Below are 18983 nucleotides of genomic sequence, written 5' to 3'. Positions count from 1 at the left end.
CACCGGCCGGGACCGAACACGCCAGAGTCGGTCCCGGAGGTGGTGCCGATATGAACGCACGGGGGGCACTCGGGCGGTACGGCGAGGATCTGGCGGCGCGGCTGCTGACCGACGCGGGCCTGTCCGTCCTGGAACGGAACTGGCGCTGTCGCGCCGGTGAGATCGACATCGTCGCGATGGACGGCGACACACTCGTGGTCTGCGAGGTGAAGACCCGGAGGGCGGGCGCCTTCGAGCATCCGATGGCGGCCGTCACACCGGTCAAGGCGGAGCGGCTGCGCAGGCTGGCCGGGATCTGGCTCCACGGGCACGGCGGCCCGCCACCCGGCGGGGTGCGGATCGATCTGGTCGGCGTGCTGCTGCCCAGGCGAGGAGCGCCCGTCGCCGAGCATGCGCGCGGGGTGGCCTGATGGGGTTCGCGCGGGCGTGTTCGGTGGCGCTCGTCGGCGTCGAGGGCGTGGTGGTGGAGGTCCAGGCGGACCTGGAGGCGGGCGTGGCCGCGTTCACCCTGGTGGGGCTGCCGGACAAGAGCCTGGTGGAGAGCCGGGACCGGGTCAGGGCCGCGGTCGTGAACTCCGGGGCCGAGTGGCCGCAGAAGAAGCTCACGGTGGGGCTGTCGCCCGCCTCCGTACCGAAGAGCGGTTCCGGTTTCGATCTCGCGGTCGCCTGCGCGGTGCTGGGTGCCGCCGAGCGGATCGATCCGGCGGCCATCGCCGATGTGGTGATGATCGGTGAGCTCGGGCTCGACGGCCGGGTGCGGCCGGTGCGCGGCGTGCTGCCCGCTGTGCTGGCCGCGGCGGAGGCCGGGTACCGCCAGGTCGTCGTGGCCGAGCAGACCGCGGAGGAGGCGGCGCTGGTGCCCGGGGTCTCGGTGCTCGGGGTGCGGAGCCTGCGGCAACTGATCGCGGTCCTGTGCGACGAGCCGGTGCCGGACGAGCGGGTGTCCTGCGACGAGGGGCGGCCCGACGCCATGCTGGCCGGGCTCATGGTGCCCGGTGCGGGTATGGGCACCGGGCTCGCCCGGGGGGCCGGCCCCGGTGCCGGCAGCCCACCGGACCTGGCGGACGTGGCGGGGCAGGAAGGGCCGCGCAAGGCACTGGAGGTCGCCGCGGCGGGCGGTCACCACCTGCTGCTCTCCGGACCGCCCGGCGCCGGCAAGACCATGCTGGCCGAGCGGTTGTCGGCGATCCTGCCGGCGCTGACCAGGAAGGAGTCGCTGGAGGTCACCGCGGTGCACTCGGTGGCGGGCATCCTGCCGCCCGGGGAACCATTGGTCACCCGGGCGCCGTACTGCGCACCGCACCACTCGGCGACGATGCAGTCCCTGGTCGGCGGGGGCAACGGGCTGCCGCGACCCGGTGCGGTCTCCCTGGCGCACCGGGGGATTCTCTTTCTGGACGAGGCGCCGGAGTTCTCCGTGCGGGCGCTCGACGCGCTGCGCCAGCCGTTGGAGTCGGGGCACGTGGTGGTGGCCCGCAGCGCCGGGGTGGTGCGGCTGCCCGCCAGGTTCCTGATGGTCCTCGCCGCCAATCCCTGCCCGTGCGGACGGCACACCCGCAGCGGCGCCGGTTGCGATTGCCCGCCCTCGACGGTCAGGCGTTACCAGGCGAGGCTCTCCGGGCCGTTGCTCGACCGGGTGGATCTCCGGGTGGGCGTCGATCCGGTCGGGCGTCGTGACCTGATGGGGCAGGGCGGCAGGGGAGAGTCGACGGCCACGGTGGCGGCCCGGGTCCGGGAGGCCAGGGCGCGGGCCGCGGACCGGCTGGCCGGCACCGCGTGGACGACCAACAGCGAGGTGCCCGGCCATGAGCTGCGCACCAGGCTGGCCGCGGCACCGGGCGCGCTCATGGAGGCCGAGCGGGACATGGAGCGGGGCCTGCTCACCGCGCGCGGCCTGGACCGGGTGCTCAGGGTCGCGTGGACGGTCGCCGATCTGCGCGGCGCCGACCGTCCGGAAGCCTCCGACATCGCGGTGGCACTGGAACTGCGGACCGGGATTCCACGGGGCGCAGCGGAGAAGGCCGGGGTGTCATGACGCCCCGCCCCGACAGCGGCCGGGAGCAGGAACCGGGAGACCTTCCTGGGCGGCCCTCGGAGCATGGCACGGTGCCGGGACCCCCGAGCCGGCCGGGAGCGGCGGTGAGCGATCGGGAACGGGTGGCACGGGCCGCACTGACCCGCGTCATGGAACCGGGGGACGAGCGGGGCGGACGCTGGCTGCGCGAGTGCGGCGCCGTCGAACTGATGCGGCGGATCACCACCAGGGACGGGACCGCGGAGCAACTGAGCCGGATGACGCCGAAACGTCTCGACGGATACCGGTTGCGGGCCGAGAAGGTCGATCCCGAACGGGACCTGGCGACGGTCGCCGCGCTCGGCGGTCGGTTCGTCTGTCCCGGCGAGCTGGAGTGGCCCAGTCAGCTCGACGACCTGGGGGACAGCAGGCCGATCGGCCTCTGGGTGCGGGGGCCGCGTGATCTGCGGCTCTGGGCGCTGCGCTCGGTCGCCGTGGTCGGCGCCCGCGCCTGCACACCGTACGGCTCGCACATGGCGGCGAGTCTCGGCTCCGGGCTCGCCGAGCTGGGGTGGGTCGTCGTGTCGGGGGCGGCGTTCGGGGTGGACGGGGCCGCGCATCGTGGGGCGCTCGCGGTCAAAGGGGCGACGATGGCGGTCCTCGCCTGCGGGGTGGACGTCGCCTATCCGCGGGGACACGCCGAGCTGATCGGGCGGATGGCGGAACAGGGGCTCGTCATCGGTGAATTGCCACCATCCGATCATCCGACCCGCAGTAGATTCGTTCTTCGGAACCGGGTCATCGCCGCGTTGACGCGCGGGACGGTCGTGGTCGAGGCCCAGTACCGCAGCGGTTCTCTGGTCACCGCACGCTGCGCGCAGCGGCTCGGCCGGTTCACCATGGGGGTGCCGGGCCCTGCCACCAGCGGTCTGTCGGCAGGGGTCCATGAGCTCCTCCGAGGGGAGGGCGTCCTGGTGACGGATGCCGCGGAAGTCGCCGAGCTGGTGGGGGACATCGGTGAGTTGGCTCCGCCCAGACACGGTCCCGTCCACCCCAGGGATCTGCTGGACGCGGTCTCCGCCAGGGTCCTCGACGCGCTGCCGTCCCGCGGCGCCGCCAGCGGGCGGGACGTGGCCCGCGCCGCGGGAACCGGCGCCGATGAAGCGCTCGGCAGGCTGTACGAACTGCACTCACTGGGGTTCGTCGAACGCGATGGCGACGGATGGCGGTTGACGCCGCGACCGACATGCAATGGCGACGCGCGGCGAGGCGGTACTTGACCTGGAGCATTCGGGTGAAAAGGTGATGCCGATGACCTCGGCGGATCCTTCAGCGACGCCTCCGGGGCCGACGCGCGAGGCGGCGGTCCCGGACCCCAGTCATGGCCGACCGGCCGGGATCGCACAGCGCCGATCCGCCGTCCTGCGCGGACCGCGACGCCTCAGTCACGCTACGCTCACAAGGATTCCGACTCACACACAAGTCCTCCAGCACTTCACGGCAGAACGGCTCAAGGCACCACATGCCCCAGCACACCTCCGGGTCTGACCGCGCGGCAGTACCACCGGCTGCGCGTGGCACTGTGCGCCCCGCCGCCCCCTCCTCGCTCGACGAGTTGTGGCGTTCATACAAGTCCACGGGCGACGAGCGGCTGCGGGAGCAGTTGATCCTGCACTACTCGCCGTTGGTGAAGTACGTCGCGGGCCGGGTGAGCGTGGGCCTGCCCTCCAACGTCGAGCAGGCGGACTTCGTCTCCTCGGGGGTGTTCGGACTGATCGACGCGATCGAGAAGTTCGACATCGAGCGCGCGATCAAGTTCGAGACGTACGCGATCACCCGTATCCGGGGCGCGATGATCGACGAACTCCGTGCGCTGGACTGGATCCCGCGCTCGGTGCGCCAGAAGGCGCGGGCGGTGGAGCGTGCCTACGCCACGCTGGAGGCCCAGCTGCGGCGCACCCCTTCCGAGCCGGAGGTGGCTGCGGAGATGGGCATCGCGCTGGAGGAACTGCACGCGGTTTTCAGCCAGTTGTCGCTGGCGAACGTGGTGGCGCTGGAGGAACTGCTGCACGTCGGCGGCGAGGGCGGCGACCGGCTGAGCCTGATGGACACGCTGGAGGACACCGCCGCCGACGATCCGGTGGAGGTCGCCGAGGACCGTGAGCTCAGACGGCTGCTCGCCCGAGCGATCAACACGCTTCCGGAACGCGAGAAGACGGTCGTCACCCTCTACTACTACGAGGGCCTCACTCTCGCCGAGATCGGCAATGTCCTCGGCGTCACCGAGAGCCGCGTGAGCCAGATCCACACCAAATCGGTGCTGCAACTGCGCGCGAAACTGGCCGACGCGGGGCGCTGAGACCACGGACGCCCGACGCGGGCGCGGTCCGCTTCGGCCGTCGATCGGAGCCGTACGCCCCCTCTCGAACACGGGTCGCCGTAGAGTGGACGCGTGCCCAGGATTCGAGCGGCCTCCGTGGCCGAGCACCGGACCATGCAGCGCGGCGCCCTCCTGGACGCCGCCCGCTCCCTGCTGTCCGAGGGCGGTACGGAGGCGTTGACCTTCCCCGCCCTTGCCGAACGCACGGGCCTCGCCCGGTCCTCCGTCTACGAGTACTTCCGCTCCCGGGCGGCCGTCGTCGAAGAGCTCTGCGCCGTCGACTTCCCCGTCTGGGCGGCCGAGGTCGAGAACGCGATGGAGCAGGCCACCACGCCCGAGGGCAAGATCGAGGCCTATGTGCGCCGACAGCTGGACCTCGTCGGGGACCGCCGCCATCGAGCGGTCGTCGCGATCTCGGCGAGCGAACTGGACGCGGGCGCACGCGAGAAGATCAGGGCCGCACACGGCGGGCTGATCGCGATGATCGTCGAGGCGCTCGGCGATCTCGGCCATGAACAGCCGAGGCTGGCGGCGATGCTGCTGCAGGGCTCGGTGGACGCCGCGGTCCGGCGCATCGAACTCGGCGTGGCGGAGGGGCCGGCCGTGATCGCGGACACCGCCGTGGCCATGGTCCTGCGAGGCGTGCGAGGCGTGCGGGACTGACGGCGGCGCCCTGCCGCGGCGATGACGGGCAGAGCGCCGGAGACGGCGAGTCCGTTCCCGGCCCCGTCGGCGGAGGGCCGGGGTTCCGGTACGCCGAACACCGGCAGCAGCCGGGACGGACCGCGCCGCAGCAGTGCGGGCGGCAGCAGCGAGAGCGGATCCAGATACGTGTCACCGCGCCGCAGCCCCCAGTGCAGACAGCCCGACGTGCAGTGGAAGGGGCCCGGCTCCACGATCGCCACGACCTGCCCCGCCGTCACCCGCTCATCCTTCGTGACCAGCGCGCGTACCGGCTCGTACGTGGTCCGCAGCGGTGGTTCGCCGGTCCCGGCCACTTCGACCGCGATCACCCCGCGCCCCGCCACACGTCCTGCGAAAGAGACCCGCCCCGAGGCCGCGGCGAGCACCCGCGTGCCCGGCCCCGCGGCGAGATCGACCCCGCGGTGGCCCCGCCCGTAAGTGTCGGCGGGCGGCTCCCACCCGCTCACGACCACGGGTCGCCCGGCGAGCGGCCACGACCGCGCACCGTCCGGCCGGGGCACCGGTACGGGTGCGGGCACGGGTGAGGGAGGCGGCGTCGGTGGAGGCGCTTCGGCTGCCACGGCCCGCGTGCCGCACAGCACCGCGAGAAGGGCGACCACCACGAGCGCGGCCGCCGCGGCCGTAGAGCGCAGTCCGTGCCCGAGGCGGGGCACGGTCGGATCGGTTGTGCATCGCATGGCAGAACCGTCCCGCGCCGCGCGGAATCGCGGGGATCATGAACCGGATCTGTGGACTACCGACCGGTTGTGGACAGCGCCGTCACCCGGCACCCGACCCGTCCCGTACACTTCCTATGGCGATCCGGGTCACCGGGTCGACTTCGCACGCCCCGCCACCTCCCTCTCTGCGGACGGTGGCCGCGCTCCTCGGTCCCTCGTGGCACGGCGCGTCGGGGCGTCAGGCGCGACAGCAATCCTGCGGTCGCGACAACCGAGCACCTCAAGGAGTACGGCCATGGCCGTCGTCACGATGCGGGAGCTGCTGGAAAGCGGCGTCCACTTCGGTCACCAGACCCGTCGCTGGAACCCGAAGATGAAGCGCTTCATCTTCACCGAGCGCAACGGCATCTACATCATCGACCTGCTCCAGTCGCTGTCGTACATCGACCGCGCCTACGAGTTCGTCAAGGAGACCGTCGCCCACGGCGGCTCCATCATGTTCGTCGGTACCAAGAAGCAGGCCCAGGAGGCCATCGCCGAGCAGGCGACGCGCGTCGGCATGCCGTACGTCAACCAGCGTTGGCTCGGTGGCATGCTCACCAACTTCTCCACCGTCTACAAGCGCCTTCAGCGTCTGAAGGAGCTCGAGCTCATCGACTTCGAGGACGTGGCCGCCTCCGGCCTCACCAAGAAGGAGCTCCTGGTCCTCTCCCGCGAGAAGGCCAAGCTGGAGAAGACCCTCGGTGGTATCCGCGAGATGCAGAAGGTGCCGAGCGCCGTCTGGATCGTCGACACCAAGAAGGAGCACATCGCCGTCGGTGAGGCGCGCAAGCTCCACATCCCGGTCGTCGCGATCCTCGACACCAACTGCGACCCCGACGAGGTCGACTACAAGATTCCGGGCAACGACGACGCGATCCGCTCCGTCACCCTGCTCACCCGCGTGATCGCCGACGCCGTCGCCGAGGGCCTCATCGCCCGTTCCGGTGCCGCCACCGGTGACTCGAAGCCGGGCGAGAAGGCCGCCGGTGAGCCGCTCGCCGAGTGGGAGCGCGACCTGCTCGAGGGCGACAAGAAGGCCGACACCGAGGTGCAGACCTCTGCCGAGACCGAGAAGGTCGCGGACGCCGCCGAGACGCCGGCCGAGGCCGCTGCCGAGGCCCCCGCCGCCGAGGCCCCGGCCGCGGACGCCGAGCAGGCCTGACAACCTCCGTCACGGCTGAATGACGGCGGGGCCGGTGCCACGGGCACCGCCCCCGCCGTTCACCCGTAGATCTTTCAGACTTCGAGAGAGAAACACAGACTCATGGCGAACTACACCGCCGCTGACGTCAAGAAGCTCCGCGAGCTGACCGGCGCCGGCATGATGGACTGCAAGAAGGCGCTCGACGAGGCCGACGGCAACGTCGACAAGGCCGTCGAGGAGCTCCGTATCAAGGGTCAGAAGGGCGTCGCCAAGCGCGAGGGCCGTTCTGCCGAGAACGGTGCCGTCGTCTCCCTCATCTCCGAGGACAAGACCTCCGGCGTCCTGCTCGAGCTGAAGTGCGAGACGGACTTCGTCGCCAAGGGCGAGAAGTTCCAGACCGTCGCCAACACGCTCGCCGCCCACGTCGCCGCGACCTCGCCGGCCGACCTGGCCGCGCTGCTCGCCTCCGAGATCGAGGCCGGCAAGACCGTCCAGGCGTACGTCGACGAGGCCAACGCCAACCTCGGTGAGAAGATCGTTCTGGACCGCTTCGCGCAGTTCACCGGTGGTTACGTGGCTGCGTACATGCACCGCACGATGCCCGACCTCCCGCCGCAGGTCGGTGTCCTGGTCGAGCTCGACAAGGAGAACGCCGAGGTCGCCAAGGACGTCGCGCAGCACATCGCCGCCTTCGCCCCGAAGTACCTCAACCGTGACGAGGTCCCGGCCGAGACGGTCGAGAACGAGCGTCGTGTCGCCGAGGCCACCTCTCGCGAGGAGGGCAAGCCCGAGGCCGCCCTTCCGAAGATCGTCGAGGGTCGCGTCAACGGCTTCTTCAAGGAGGTCGTCGTCCTGGAGCAGGCGTTCGCCAAGGACAACAAGAAGTCCGTCCAGAAGGTTCTGGACGAGGCCGGTGTCACCCTGAAGCGCTTCTCGCGCATCAAGGTCGGCATCTGAGTCCGTCCGCGAACAACGGTGGACCCCGATAGGGTCTAGTGCAGTCGTCGGCCGCACACATGCCGTACGACCGCAGATCTGACGAGGAGGCCATTGCCGCAGGGGAACACCAGACCCACCGGCAATGGCCTTCTTCGTATGTGCACGAGGAGAATCTCCATGAACAAGGGCGCGGACGCCGCAAAAGGTGACCACAAGCGCGACGACGGCAAGGTGCCCGGACGCTTCATGCTGAAGCTGTCCGGAGAGGCGTTCGCCGGCGGCGGGGGTCTCGGTGTCGACCCCGACGTCGTGCACGCCATCGCCCGGGAAATCGCGGCAGTCGTCCGCGACGGTGCGGAAATCGCGGTCGTCATCGGCGGCGGCAACTTCTTCCGCGGTGCCGAGCTCCAGCAGCGCGGCATGGACCGGGCCCGGTCCGACTACATGGGCATGCTCGGCACGGTCATGAACTGCCTGGCTCTCCAGGACTTCCTGGAGAAGGAAGGCATCGACTCACGCGTGCAGACCGCCATCACCATGGGGCAGGTCGCGGAGCCGTACATCCCGCTGCGCGCCGTGCGCCACCTGGAGAAGGGCCGCGTCGTCATCTTCGGCGCCGGTATGGGGATGCCGTACTTCTCCACCGACACCACTGCCGCCCAGCGCGCCCTGGAGATCGACGCCCAGGGGCTGCTGATGGGCAAGAACGGGGTGGACGGGGTCTACGACTCCGACCCGAAGACCAACCCCGACGCGGTGAAGTTCGACGCGCTCGAGTACAGCGAGGTGCTCGCCCGCGATCTCAAGATCGCCGACGCCACCGCCATCACGCTCTGCCGCGACAACCAGCTGCCGATCCTCGTGTTCGAGCTGACCGCGACGGGCAATATCGCCCGTGCGGTCAAGGGTGAGAAGATCGGCACGCTCGTGAGTGACCAGGGCACCCGGACCTGAGAACCGGGGGACCTTCCCGGGAAGCGACGGGAGGGTCCGGGGCCTGCCGGGAACACACCGGTACAGGTCCCGAAGGATGGACAACGGCCTGCCGGTCGGACACCGTGCAGGTGAGGACGCGACGCAGGACCCGCCGGGCCCGAGCAGCCGGGCCCACTCAAGACACGCAGGAGCACGTGGTGATCGAAGAAACCCTCCTTGAGGCCGAGGAGAAGATGGAGAAGGCCGTCGTCGTCGCGAAGGAAGACTTCGCCGCGATCCGTACCGGCCGTGCGCACCCGGCGATGTTCAACAAGATCGTCGCCGACTACTACGGCGCGCTGACCCCGATCAACCAGCTCGCCTCGTTCTCGGTGCCCGAGCCGCGCATGGCCGTCGTGACGCCGTTCGACAAGAGCGCGCTGCGCAACATCGAGCAGGCCATCCGTGACTCGGACCTGGGCGTCAACCCGAGCAACGACGGCAATATCATCCGGGTCACCTTCCCGGAGCTCACCGAGGAGCGTCGTCGCGACTACATCAAGGTCGCGAAGTCGAAGGCCGAGGACTCGAAGATCTCCATCCGGGCCGTGCGCCGCAAGGCCAAGGAGACCCTCGACAAGCTGGTCAAGGACAAGGAGTCCGGCGAGGACGAGGTGCGTCGCGCGGAGAAGGAGCTCGACGACACCACCGCGAAGTACGTCGCACAGGTCGACGAGCTGCTCAAGCACAAGGAAGCCGAGCTGCTCGAAGTCTGATGAACGACTCTTCCCGGGGCGCCCCACAGGGAGCCGGTCGCTGGGGTGCGCCCGAGATGCAGGCCGCCCCGGCGGGTCCTGCATACGATGTGCATGACGCCCAGCAGACTCGGCCCATGCCCGTCGTGCCGGACGTTCCCGACGCAGGTAGAGACGCTGACGACCCTGATGACCGGGGCCAGGGGGCCGCACGCCTGAGCGGTGGCCCCCTGTTCCGTGACGAGAAGCCGCAGGAGCCCATGTCCACCGCGCCACCGCCCCCGCAGAAGAAACGTGCGGGCCGTGATCTGCGAGCCGCCATAGGGGTCGGTGTGGGGCTCGGCGCCGTCATCGTCGCCTCGCTGTTCATCGTGAAGGCCGTCTTCGTCGGTGTGATCGCCGTCGCCGTCGTCGTGGGGCTCTGGGAGCTCACCTCGCGGCTGGAGGAGCGCAAGGGCATCAAGGCGCCGCTCGTTCCGCTTGCGGTCGGTGGCGCGGCGATGGTGGTGGCCGGGTACGCCCGGGGCGCCGAGGGTGCCTGGGTGGCGATGGCGCTGACCGCGCTCGCGGTGCTCGTCTGGCGGATGACCGAGCCGCCGGAGGGCTACCTCAAGGACGTCACGGCCGGTGTGTTCGCCGCGTTCTACGTGCCGTTCCTGGCGACCTTCGTCGCGATGCTCCTGACCGCGGACGACGGGCCGCAGCGGGTGCTCACCTTCCTGCTGCTGACCGTGGTCAGCGACACGGGCGCGTACGCCGTCGGCTGGCGCTTCGGGAAGCACAAGCTCGCGCCGCGCATCAGCCCCGGAAAGACCCGCGAGGGGCTGTTCGGGGCCATCGCCTTCGCGATGGTCGCCGGGGCGCTGTGCATGCAGTTCCTGATCGACGGCGGTTCCTGGTGGCAGGGGCTGGTGCTGGGGCTCGCGGTCGCGGTCAGCGCCACCCTCGGCGACCTGGGCGAGTCGATGATCAAGCGGGACCTCGGCATCAAGGACATGGGCACGCTGCTGCCGGGGCACGGCGGCATCATGGACCGGCTGGACTCGCTCCTGCCGACCGCCCCGGTGGTCTGGCTGCTGCTGGTGCTGTTCGTGGGTTCCGGCTGATCTGCGAGATCCACCGTCCTGACCTGGGCATTCATGCGTGAGGGTCCGTCGTCCACAGGGCGGCGGGCCCTCATCGTTGCGTCTGCGACACTGGATGGACCATGCCTAAGCCCGGAGAACTCACTTTCGTCGCGCCCCGCGGAGCCAAGAAGCCGCCGCGGCACCTCGCCGACCTCACGCCCGCCGAGCGCAAGGAAGCGGTCGCCGCGATCGGCGAGAAGCCGTTCCGCGCCCAGCAGCTCTCGCAGCACTACTTCGCGCGGTACGCGCGCGACCCGGCCGAGTGGACCAACATCCCGGCCGGTTCGAGGGACAAGCTCGCCGAGGCGATGTTCCCCGACCTGATGTCCGTGGTCCGCCACATCAGCTGTGACGACGACACCACCCGTAAGACGCTGTGGAAGCTGCACGACGGGACGCTCGTCGAGTCCGTCCTGATGCGCTACCCGGAGCGGGTGACGATGTGCATCTCGTCCCAGGCGGGATGCGGGATGAACTGTCCGTTCTGCGCGACGGGACAGGCCGGTCTCGACCGCAATCTGTCGACCGCCGAGATCGTTCACCAGATCGTGGACGGCATGCGGGCCCTGCGCGACGGGGAGGTCCCCGGAGGCCCGGCACGGCTCTCCAACATCGTCTTCATGGGCATGGGTGAACCGCTCGCCAACTACAACCGGGTGGTCGGCGCGATCCGTCGCCTGACCGACCCGGAGCCGGACGGCCTGGGGCTCTCGCAGCGCGGGATCACCGTCTCCACCGTGGGTCTGGTGCCCGCGATGCTGCGCTTCGCCGACGAGGGTTTCAAGTGCCGTCTCGCCGTGTCCCTGCACGCGCCGGACGACGAACTGCGCGACACGCTCGTCCCCGTGAACACGCGGTGGAAGGTGCGCGAGGTGCTGGACGCGGCGTGGGAGTACGCGGAGAAGTCCGGTCGCCGGGTCTCCATCGAGTACGCGTTGATCCGGGACATCAACGACCAGGCGTGGCGCGGTGATCTGCTCGGCCGGCTCCTCAAGGGCAAGCGGGTGCACGTCAATCTGATCCCGCTGAACCCGACGCCCGGCTCCAAGTGGACCGCCTCGCGGCCCGAGGACGAGAAGGCCTTCGTCGAGGCGATCGCGGCCCACGGGGTGCCGGTGACGGTGCGGGACACCCGCGGCCAGGAGATCGACGGAGCCTGTGGACAGCTGGCGGCGGCCGAGCGCTGAGGCCGGGACGGCCCGTGTAACCTGGGCCTGAAATCAACTTCATATTCCGACAGGGGAGCGCCACAGCGCTGAGAGTGCGGCACCGAGGACAGGTCGTCCGCAGACCCTCTGAACCTCGCCCGGGTCATTCCGGGTAGGAAGTTCGGTCATCAACTCATGCTGTTGCGCCCTGCCCGCATTGCGCGGGCGGGGCCGCGTCTCTTCCTGGCCAAAACCCAGGAGGAATCCACAATGAGCACCACACGCAGAACCAAGCAGCTCGCGGCGACTGCTGCCGCTGCCGCGCTCGGCGTCACGGCGCTGGCCGGATGCGGGAGTTCCGACAAGTCCGCCTCCGGTTCCGGCGGCACGAAGGGCTCCGGCTCGAAGACCGTGACGCTCGTCAGCCACGACTCCTTCAACGCCTCCCCGGACGTGCTGAAGGAGTTCACCAAGGAGACCGGCTACACCGTCAAGGTGCTGAAGAGCGGCGACGCCGGTGTCGCGCTCAACCAGGAGATCCTGACCAAGGGTTCCCCGCGCGGCGACGTGTTCTTCGGCGTCGACAACACCTTGCTCTCCCGTGCCCTGGACAGCGGGCTCTTCACGCCGTACGAGGCGAAGGGCATCGACCGGGTGGCGGCCGACACGCGGCTGGACGGCGCCGGGCACCGGGTCACCCCGATCGACACCGGCGACATCTGCGTCAACTACGACAAGAAGTACTTCGCCGACAAGAAGCTGGCACCGCCGCGTTCCTTCGACGACCTGGCGAAGCCCGCGTACAAGAACCTCCTCGTCACCGAGAACGCCGCGACCTCATCGCCCGGCCTCGGCTTTCTCCTCGGCACCGTCGCCACTTACGGCGACAAGGGCTACCAGGACTACTGGAAGAAGCTGAAGAGCAACGGCGTCAAGGTCGTCGACGGCTGGGAGCAGGCCTACAACGAGGAGTTCTCCGGCTCCGCGGGCGGCCGGAAGGCGAAGGCCGACCGGCCGCTGGTCGTCTCGTACGCCTCCAGCCCGCCCGTCGAGGTGCTCTACGCGAAGCCGCAGCCGGCCGAGGCCCCCACCGGCGTCGCCACCGGGACCTGCTTCCGCCAGATAGAGTTCGCCGGTCTGCTGAACGGTGCGAAGAACGAGGCGGGCGGCAAGGCCCTGCTGGACTTCCTGATCAGCAAGCGGTTCCAGGAGGACATGCCGCTCAACATGTTCGTGAACCCGGTCACCGAGGGTGCGAAACTGCCCGAGCTCTTCACGAAGTTCGGTGCGAGGGTCGACAGGCCGACGACTCTTGCCCCTGATCGGATCTCCAAGAACCGTGAGCAGTGGGTCCAGTCGTGGTCCTCGCTCGTAGTGAAGTAGCGAAGACTCCCGTACGCGGATCGGACGCGGGCGGGAAGGGCGCGCCCGAGGGGGACGAGCAGCGGACGCGTGGCGAGGAGCCGCGCGGCCGCTTCGGGCGCGTGGACCCGGTGCGCGCGAAGGCGTGGCGCGGGAACGCGGTGCGGCTCGGTCTGATGGCCGTGCCCGTCGCGTTCTTCGCGCTGTTCTTCGCCTACCCCGTCACCGCCATCGTCGGCCGCGGGCTGAAGGCCGACGGCGTCTGGCAGTTCGGCCGGATCGGCGAAGTGCTGACCCGGCCGGACATCCGTGACGTCCTCTGGTTCACCACCTGGCAGGCGCTCGCCTCGACCGCGCTGACCCTGCTGATCGCGTTGCCCGGCGCCTATGTCTTCGCCCGTCTCGACTTCCCCGGCAAACAACTGCTGCGGGCGGTCGTCACCATTCCGTTCGTCCTGCCCACCGTCGTCGTCGGGACGGCCTTCCTGGCGCTGCTCGGGCGCGGCGGGTTCCTCGACCAGCTCTGGGGCGTACGGCTCGACACCACGGTCTGGGCGATTCTGCTCGCCCATGTCTTCTTCAACTACGCGGTGGTCGTACGGACCGTGGGCGGGCTGTGGTCACAGCTCGACCCGCGGCAGGAGGAGGCCGCCCGGGTACTGGGCGCCGGACGGTTCGCCGCCTGGCGACGGGTCACCCTGCCCGCCCTGGCACCCGCCGTGGCCGCCGCCGGGCTGATGGTCTTCCTCTTCACCTTCACCTCCTTCGGGGTCGTGCAGATCCTCGGCGGTCCGGGGTACGCCACGCTGGAGGTGGAGATCTACCGGCAGACCGCCCAACTGCTCGCCCTGCCGACGGCCGCCGTACTGACGCTGGTGCAGTTCGCCGCCGTCGGAGCGATCCTCGCCGTGCACGCGTGGACCGTACGGCGCAGGGAGACCGCGCTGAAGCTGGTCGACCCGGCACAGACCGCCCGCAGGCCGCGCGGCGCCGGGCAGTGGTCGCTCCTCGGCGGGGTGCTGCTGACCGTGCTGCTGCTGATACTGCTGCCGCTCGGGGTACTGGTGGAACGCTCGCTGGACACTCCCGGGGGCCATGGCCTGGACTTCTACCGTGCCCTGCAGTCCGTGGACGCGGGCGGCGGTACGTTCCTGGTCGCACCGCTTCAAGCGATCTGGAACTCGATCCAGTACGCACTGGTCGCGACGGTCATCGCGCTGTTCGTCGGCGGGCTCGCCGCCGCGGCGCTGACCCGGCGCGCCGGGCGGCTCGTCCGCGGCTTCGACGCGTTGCTGATGCTGCCGCTCGGGGTCTCCGCGGTCACCGTGGGCTTCGGCTTTCTGATCACGCTGGACAAGCCGCCGCTGGACCTGCGGACTTCATGGATCCTGGTGCCGCTGGCCCAGGCGCTGGTCGGTGTGCCCTTCGTCGTACGGACGATGCTGCCGGTCCTGCGGGCGGTGGACGGCCGGCTGCGGGAGGCGGCGGCGGTGCTCGGGGCGTCCCCGCTGCGGGCCTGGCGGGAGGTCGATCTGCCCTTGGTACGGCGGGCGTTGCTGGTCGCGGCCGGCTTCGCGTTCGCCGTGTCGCTGGGTGAGTTCGGCGCGACGGTGTTCATCGCGCGGCCCGACCGCCCGACGCTGCCGGTCGCCGTGGCCCGCCTGCTGGGGCGGCCCGGGGAGCTCAACTACGGCCAGGCGATGGCGCTGAGCACCATTCTGATGGTGGTCTGCGCCGTCTCGCTGCTGCTGCTCGAACGTATCCGTACCGACCGATCCGGGGAGTTCTAGGGATGCTGACACTGGAATCGGCCACGGTTCGCTTCGGTGAGCGGGCGGCGCTCGACAGGGTGGACCTCGACGTCGCCGAGCACGAGATCGTGTGCGTGCTGGGGCCGAGCGGCAGCGGCAAGTCGACCCTGCTGCGGGTGGTCGCCGGGCTGCGTCCGCCGGACGGCGGCCGGGTGCTGCTGGACGGCGCGGACCAGGCCGGGGTGCCGGTGCACCGGCGTGGTCTCGGCCTGATGTTCCAGGACCACCAGCTGTTCCCGCACCGGGACGTCGGTGCGAATGTCGCCTTCGGGCTGCGGATGCGCGGGGTCTCGCGACGGGACCAGGAGCTCAGGGTCGCGGAACTCCTGGGCCTGGTGGGCCTGCCCGGCGCGGAACGCCGGGCCGTCGCCGCGCTGTCCGGCGGTGAGCAGCAGCGAGTGGCCCTCGCGCGGGCCCTCGCCCCGCGACCGAAACTGCTGATGCTGGACGAGCCGCTCGGCCAGCTCGACCGCGGCCTGCGCGAGCGGCTCGTCGTCGAACTGCGGACGCTCTTCGGGCGGTTGGGCACGACGGTGCTCGCCGTCACCCATGACCAGGGCGAGGCGTTCGCCCTGGCCGACCGGGTGGTGGTGATGCGCGAAGGGCGGATCGCGCAGGTGGGGACCCCGCTGGAGGTCTGGCAGCGGCCGGCGTCCGCCTTCGTCGCCCGGTTCCTCGGTTTCGACAACGTGGTGGAGGCGACGGTGTCCGGTACGGCCGCCGACACGGTGTGGGGCAGGGTCCCGGTGGCCGAGGGCTCGCCGCAGGGGGCGTGCGACCTGCTGGTGCGCCCCGCCGGGGTCCGGATCGGCGCCCCGGACGAGGGGCTGCGCTGCACGGTCGGGACGCGTACGTTCCGGGGCAACCATGTCGCCGTACGGCTGACGCCGCCGGGCGGTCCGGTCCTGGAGGCGGAGTGCGCGTTGCGGAACGCGCCGGAGGAGGGCGCGACGGTGGGGGTCGGCTTCGACGCGGCGGAGACCGTCGTCCTGCCCGCCGTTCTCTGACCGGTCGTGCGGCAGGCGCCGGCCGCACCGCGTTCACTGGACCGGCCGAGGCGCATCCGGCGCTCCGGCCCGCCCTTTCCCGGCGCCCGGAACTGCCGGAGCGCGCCGGGGGACGGTACGCGCCGGGTCGGCGCAGTGATCTGCGTGCAAGCTGGGGGAGGAGACGCGCAAGGTCCGGAAGGACTCCGGGAAGGACGGGAACAATGACCGAGTCAGCACGCGAGGGCATCGACATCACCCGCGTCCTCGACGCCCCGCGGGAACTGGTCTTCGAGGCCTGGACGACACCCGAGCACTTCGCCGCCTGGTACGGCGGGGACGCCGAGGTTCCGCTCGACCGGGTGTCGATGGACGTCCGGCCGGGCGGTACCTGGAGCCTGGTCATCGTGGTGCCGGGTACCGAGATGCCCTTCCACGGGGTCTACCGAGAGGTGGTCGCCCCCGAGCGGCTGGTCTTCACGCTGAAGGACGCCACCGCGCCCGCCGACGTCGAGGGCGAGACCGTCACCGTCACTTTCACCGACCGCGGCGACAAGTCCACCGAAATGGTCTTCACGCAGCGCGGCGGCAACCTCACGGCCGAGCAGTACGCGGCGGCCGAGGACGGCTGGGACGCCTTCTTCGACGCGCTCGTGACCCGGTTGGCCTCGCTCTGAACCGGCCCCGGCCGCCGGTCCGCCGGGCGAGCGGTCACGGGGCCGGGCGGCCGTCGTCCACCCGGTGACCGGCGGGGTGAACGAGGGCCCGGCGGCCCGGTCCCGGCCGGACGACGGCGGTGCGAGGACACGACCTCGCCGAACGTGGCGAGCGACTCGGTCCCCGGGCAGGGCGGTGCCGGTGTCCACGTCTCCCGGCCGACGTGCCGGGAGACGTGGACTCAGGCCGTCAGCGGCAGCGCCGCCAGCTCGGCGATCAGCCAGGTCAGCGGGGCGAAGACTACCAGCAGGGCGGCGGCGCGCAGCGCCGTCGCGAACCGCAGGGCCGAGATCGGGGCGCCGAGCCGCAGCACCGCCCGCGTCGTCAGGGTGCGGTCCTGCCTCGCCTCCAGCGCCGAGGTCAGCAGCGTCGCCGTCGTACAGCCGAGGACGAGCACCGCGCCGAGCGCCGTGAGCGGGCCGAAGGGGCGCGGCCCCGTTCCGTACAGCGCGTAGGCGGCGATCACCGCGGAGAGCACCGCAGAGACCACCCCGAGCGGCCCGCCGATCCGGCGCGCCTCGTCCATCAGCACCCGTCCCGCCAGCAGGCGCACGGCACCGGGGCGCACCGCCTGCAGCAACCGCCCGCAGTGATACGCCAGGCCGGGGCCGGCCATGGCCAGACCGATCGCCGTCAGCGTCCAACCCGCCAGCACTCCGGCCGGGGTGGCGTCCAGCCTGCCGGGGAGCGGGAGCAGGCTCCGGCCCTCGCCGCCGCTCATGTACGCCTCGACGGCGAGACCGGCCGCGGTCAGCGCCACCCCCCAGGGCAGCCCGGTCGGGGGAGCGGCCGGAGCGGGCGGCTCGGCCTCCGGTGAGGTCTCCGCAAACGCGTCGTCGTCCCCGGCCGCCGTCGCGAACGGCCGGCCGCGCAGCGCCAGCCCGCTCGCCGTCGCCGCGGCCACCGGGACCAGGGCCAGCAGCACGAGCACGCCCGCGAGTGGCAGCGGGGCGCCCGCGTCGAGCATCCCGGCCGCCGCGCCGTCGAACGGCAGCCCGGACAGATCACCGCGCAGATGCAGGAAGAGAAGCAGCGCCACCATGGACCCGAGAGTGCAGGAGACGGCGGTGGAGACCGCGGCGAGCACGGTGAGCCTCACCGGTCCGAGGCCCACGGCGGACAGTCCGGTGCGCGGCCGGGTACTGGGGTCCGTACGGGCCACGGCGACCGCGAACTGCACGGTGGCGGCCAGCGGGACGAAGCACCACAGCAGCCGCAGCACGGCCCCGGTGGAGTGCGCGGGGTGCCCCGACGCGTAGCCCAGGGCGCACAGCAGCAGGAAGCCGACTCCGGCGGAGGCGGCCGCGACCAGCAGCCGCCGCATCAGGACCAGTGGGTGGGAACCCCGGGCTAGACGGAGAGCGAGCACGCCGCGTGGCCCTCCGCATCGGATACGGCGGGCAGGGCGACGGTGGCGACGCGGCGGCCGTCCAGCATCGGGACGGTGCGGTCGGCGAGGGCGGCGACCTCCGCGTCGTGGGTGGCCAGCACGATGGTGATGCCGTGCGAACGGGCCGCGCTGGTGAGGGTGCGCAGCACATGGGTCCGGTCGGTGCGGTGCAGGGTCGCGGTCGGCTCGTCGGCGAAGATCACGGCGGGTGAGGCGGCCAGCGCGCGGGCCACGGCGATCCGCTGGCGCTGTCCCTGGGGCAGGGTGTGCGGTCGCTGTTTGGCGCACCCGCCGATGTCCAGCCGCTCCAGCCACTCCAGGCCCGTCCGCTTCGCCTCCCGGTGCGAGGCGCCGCGCAGCAGCAGCGGAAGAGCGACGTTCTCCCAGGTGTTCAGCTCCGGCACCAGCTGGGGCTCGGGGGCGATCCAGCCGAACCTGTCGCGGCGCAGCCGCTCGCGCAGCCGGGGGCCCATGGTGTGGACGGGGACGCTGTTGAACCACACCTCGCCCTGCTGGGGCACCAGTTGACCCGAGAGGCAGTGCAGCAGGGTCGTCTTGCCGCTGCCCCGGGGGCCGGTCACGGCGAGGATCTCGCCGTCCCGGACACCCACGGAGACTCCGCCGAGCGCGGGTGAGCCGTTGTGGGAGTGCTGCAGGGAACGTGCCCAGATCACGTCGTTGTCCGGCGGGGCCACCATGGCGTACACCTCGGTTCAGATCGTAATTCCCGTCCCCCGTACGGGGGAACGAAGAGGGGGCCGATCGGTCACTCGGCACCGTAGGGATTCGAACCGCGGTGTGGGCACAGCACACGGCCCGGATGCGCCCCTTCCCACTCGAATGGGCTCATCCGGGCCGTGTGGACCGTATGAAACGACCGGCGGAGGCC

General features: G+C 71.1%; 17 protein-coding genes, 1 pseudogene and 1 riboswitch. Of the genes and pseudogenes, 15 read left to right on the top strand and 3 right to left on the bottom strand.

Features of this window, described 5'->3' with window-relative positions; genetic code table 11:
* The first annotated feature begins 50 nt into the window (after positions 1 to 50).
* The 5 genes from ACIOHC_RS27550 to ACIOHC_RS27530 all read left to right on the top strand — a co-directional run bounded on the left by ACIOHC_RS27550 (position 51) and on the right by ACIOHC_RS27530 (position 5057).
* Positions 51 to 410: a YraN family protein gene (locus ACIOHC_RS27550; RefSeq protein WP_365691389.1), complete on the top strand. Its 360-nt coding sequence runs from the start codon at positions 51 to 53 to the stop codon at positions 408 to 410.
* The gene (locus ACIOHC_RS27545; protein ID WP_351083125.1) at positions 410 to 2035 is read left to right on the top strand and encodes a YifB family Mg chelatase-like AAA ATPase; all 1626 of its coding nucleotides are present in this window, start codon (positions 410 to 412) and stop codon (positions 2033 to 2035) included. Before ACIOHC_RS27550 ends, ACIOHC_RS27545 begins: the two co-directional genes overlap by 1 nt.
* A gap of 149 nt (positions 2036 to 2184) precedes the next feature.
* A complete protein-coding gene (gene dprA, locus ACIOHC_RS27540) occupies positions 2185 to 3294 on the top strand; it encodes a DNA-processing protein DprA (protein WP_351083156.1) in 1110 nt (369 codons plus the stop codon).
* A 242-nt stretch (positions 3295 to 3536) separates the two neighbouring features.
* Positions 3537 to 4373, top strand: coding sequence for an RNA polymerase sigma factor WhiG (gene whiG / locus ACIOHC_RS27535; protein ID WP_351083127.1), 837 nt, complete (start codon positions 3537 to 3539; stop codon positions 4371 to 4373).
* A gap of 117 nt (positions 4374 to 4490) precedes the next feature.
* Positions 4491 to 5057: a helix-turn-helix domain-containing protein gene (locus ACIOHC_RS27530; protein WP_351083158.1), complete on the top strand. Its 567-nt coding sequence runs from the start codon at positions 4491 to 4493 to the stop codon at positions 5055 to 5057.
* An 80-nt stretch (positions 5058 to 5137) separates the two neighbouring features.
* Here the strand turns inward: ACIOHC_RS27530 and ACIOHC_RS27525 are convergent.
* A pseudogene (locus ACIOHC_RS27525) lies at positions 5138 to 5776 on the bottom strand (M23 family metallopeptidase); the annotation flags it as partial.
* 277 nt (positions 5777 to 6053) lie between these two features.
* Between ACIOHC_RS27525 and rpsB the strand changes: the two are divergent.
* The 10 genes from rpsB to ACIOHC_RS27475 all read left to right on the top strand — a co-directional run bounded on the left by rpsB (position 6054) and on the right by ACIOHC_RS27475 (position 16664).
* Positions 6054 to 6962, top strand: a complete 909-nt coding sequence (gene rpsB, locus ACIOHC_RS27520; protein ID WP_114246922.1) for a 30S ribosomal protein S2 — start codon at positions 6054 to 6056, stop codon at positions 6960 to 6962.
* A gap of 102 nt (positions 6963 to 7064) precedes the next feature.
* Complete coding sequence (gene tsf / locus ACIOHC_RS27515) at positions 7065 to 7901, top strand: translation elongation factor Ts (RefSeq protein WP_351083129.1); 837 nt, start codon at positions 7065 to 7067, stop codon at positions 7899 to 7901.
* Positions 7902 to 8060: 159 nt separating this feature from the next.
* Positions 8061 to 8837 (top strand): UMP kinase, encoded by a 777-nt coding sequence (pyrH, locus tag ACIOHC_RS27510; protein WP_351083131.1) that lies wholly within the window; start codon positions 8061 to 8063, stop codon positions 8835 to 8837.
* Positions 8838 to 9016: 179 nt separating this feature from the next.
* The gene (frr, locus tag ACIOHC_RS27505; RefSeq protein WP_351083133.1) at positions 9017 to 9574 is read left to right on the top strand and encodes a ribosome recycling factor; all 558 of its coding nucleotides are present in this window, start codon (positions 9017 to 9019) and stop codon (positions 9572 to 9574) included.
* The gene (locus tag ACIOHC_RS27500; protein ID WP_351083135.1) at positions 9574 to 10659 is read left to right on the top strand and encodes a phosphatidate cytidylyltransferase; all 1086 of its coding nucleotides are present in this window, start codon (positions 9574 to 9576) and stop codon (positions 10657 to 10659) included. Before frr ends, ACIOHC_RS27500 begins: the two co-directional genes overlap by 1 nt.
* 101 nt (positions 10660 to 10760) lie before the next feature.
* On the top strand, positions 10761 to 11867 hold the full coding sequence (gene rlmN, locus ACIOHC_RS27495) for a 23S rRNA (adenine(2503)-C(2))-methyltransferase RlmN (RefSeq protein ID WP_401844345.1): 1107 nt from the start codon (positions 10761 to 10763) through the stop codon (positions 11865 to 11867).
* A 41-nt stretch (positions 11868 to 11908) separates the two neighbouring features.
* Positions 11909 to 12025, top strand: a riboswitch (TPP riboswitch).
* Between the two features lie 73 nt (positions 12026 to 12098).
* A complete protein-coding gene (locus ACIOHC_RS27490; RefSeq protein ID WP_351083140.1) occupies positions 12099 to 13211 on the top strand; it encodes a thiamine ABC transporter substrate-binding protein in 1113 nt (370 codons plus the stop codon).
* 155 nt (positions 13212 to 13366) lie between these two features.
* Positions 13367 to 14980: an ABC transporter permease gene (locus tag ACIOHC_RS27485; RefSeq protein ID WP_401844438.1), complete on the top strand. Its 1614-nt coding sequence runs from the start codon at positions 13367 to 13369 to the stop codon at positions 14978 to 14980.
* A gap of 2 nt (positions 14981 to 14982) precedes the next feature.
* Positions 14983 to 16008, top strand: a complete 1026-nt coding sequence (locus ACIOHC_RS27480) for an ABC transporter ATP-binding protein (protein WP_401844342.1) — start codon at positions 14983 to 14985, stop codon at positions 16006 to 16008.
* Positions 16009 to 16211: 203 nt separating this feature from the next.
* Positions 16212 to 16664 carry an SRPBCC domain-containing protein gene (locus ACIOHC_RS27475; RefSeq protein ID WP_351083144.1) on the top strand — a complete coding sequence of 151 codons (453 nt, stop codon included), beginning with the start codon at positions 16212 to 16214 and terminating at the stop codon, positions 16662 to 16664.
* A gap of 221 nt (positions 16665 to 16885) precedes the next feature.
* Here ACIOHC_RS27475 and ACIOHC_RS27470 read toward each other — a convergent pair whose 3' ends face one another.
* Together ACIOHC_RS27470 and ACIOHC_RS27465 are read right to left on the bottom strand one after the other, a co-directional pair.
* On the bottom strand, positions 16886 to 18073 hold the full coding sequence (locus ACIOHC_RS27470) for a hypothetical protein (protein WP_401844340.1): 1188 nt from the start codon (positions 18071 to 18073) through the stop codon (positions 16886 to 16888).
* Positions 18055 to 18792, bottom strand: coding sequence for an ATP-binding cassette domain-containing protein (locus ACIOHC_RS27465; RefSeq protein WP_351083148.1), 738 nt, complete (start codon positions 18790 to 18792; stop codon positions 18055 to 18057). The genes ACIOHC_RS27470 and ACIOHC_RS27465 overlap by 19 nt, the downstream gene beginning before the upstream one ends.
* Positions 18793 to 18983: the final 191 nt, after the last annotated feature.

This window comes from Streptomyces sp. NPDC088252, from assembly GCF_044740965.1.
Classification (GTDB): domain Bacteria; phylum Actinomycetota; class Actinomycetes; order Streptomycetales; family Streptomycetaceae; genus Streptomyces.
This window is presented reverse-complemented; position numbering and strand designations above follow the sequence as displayed.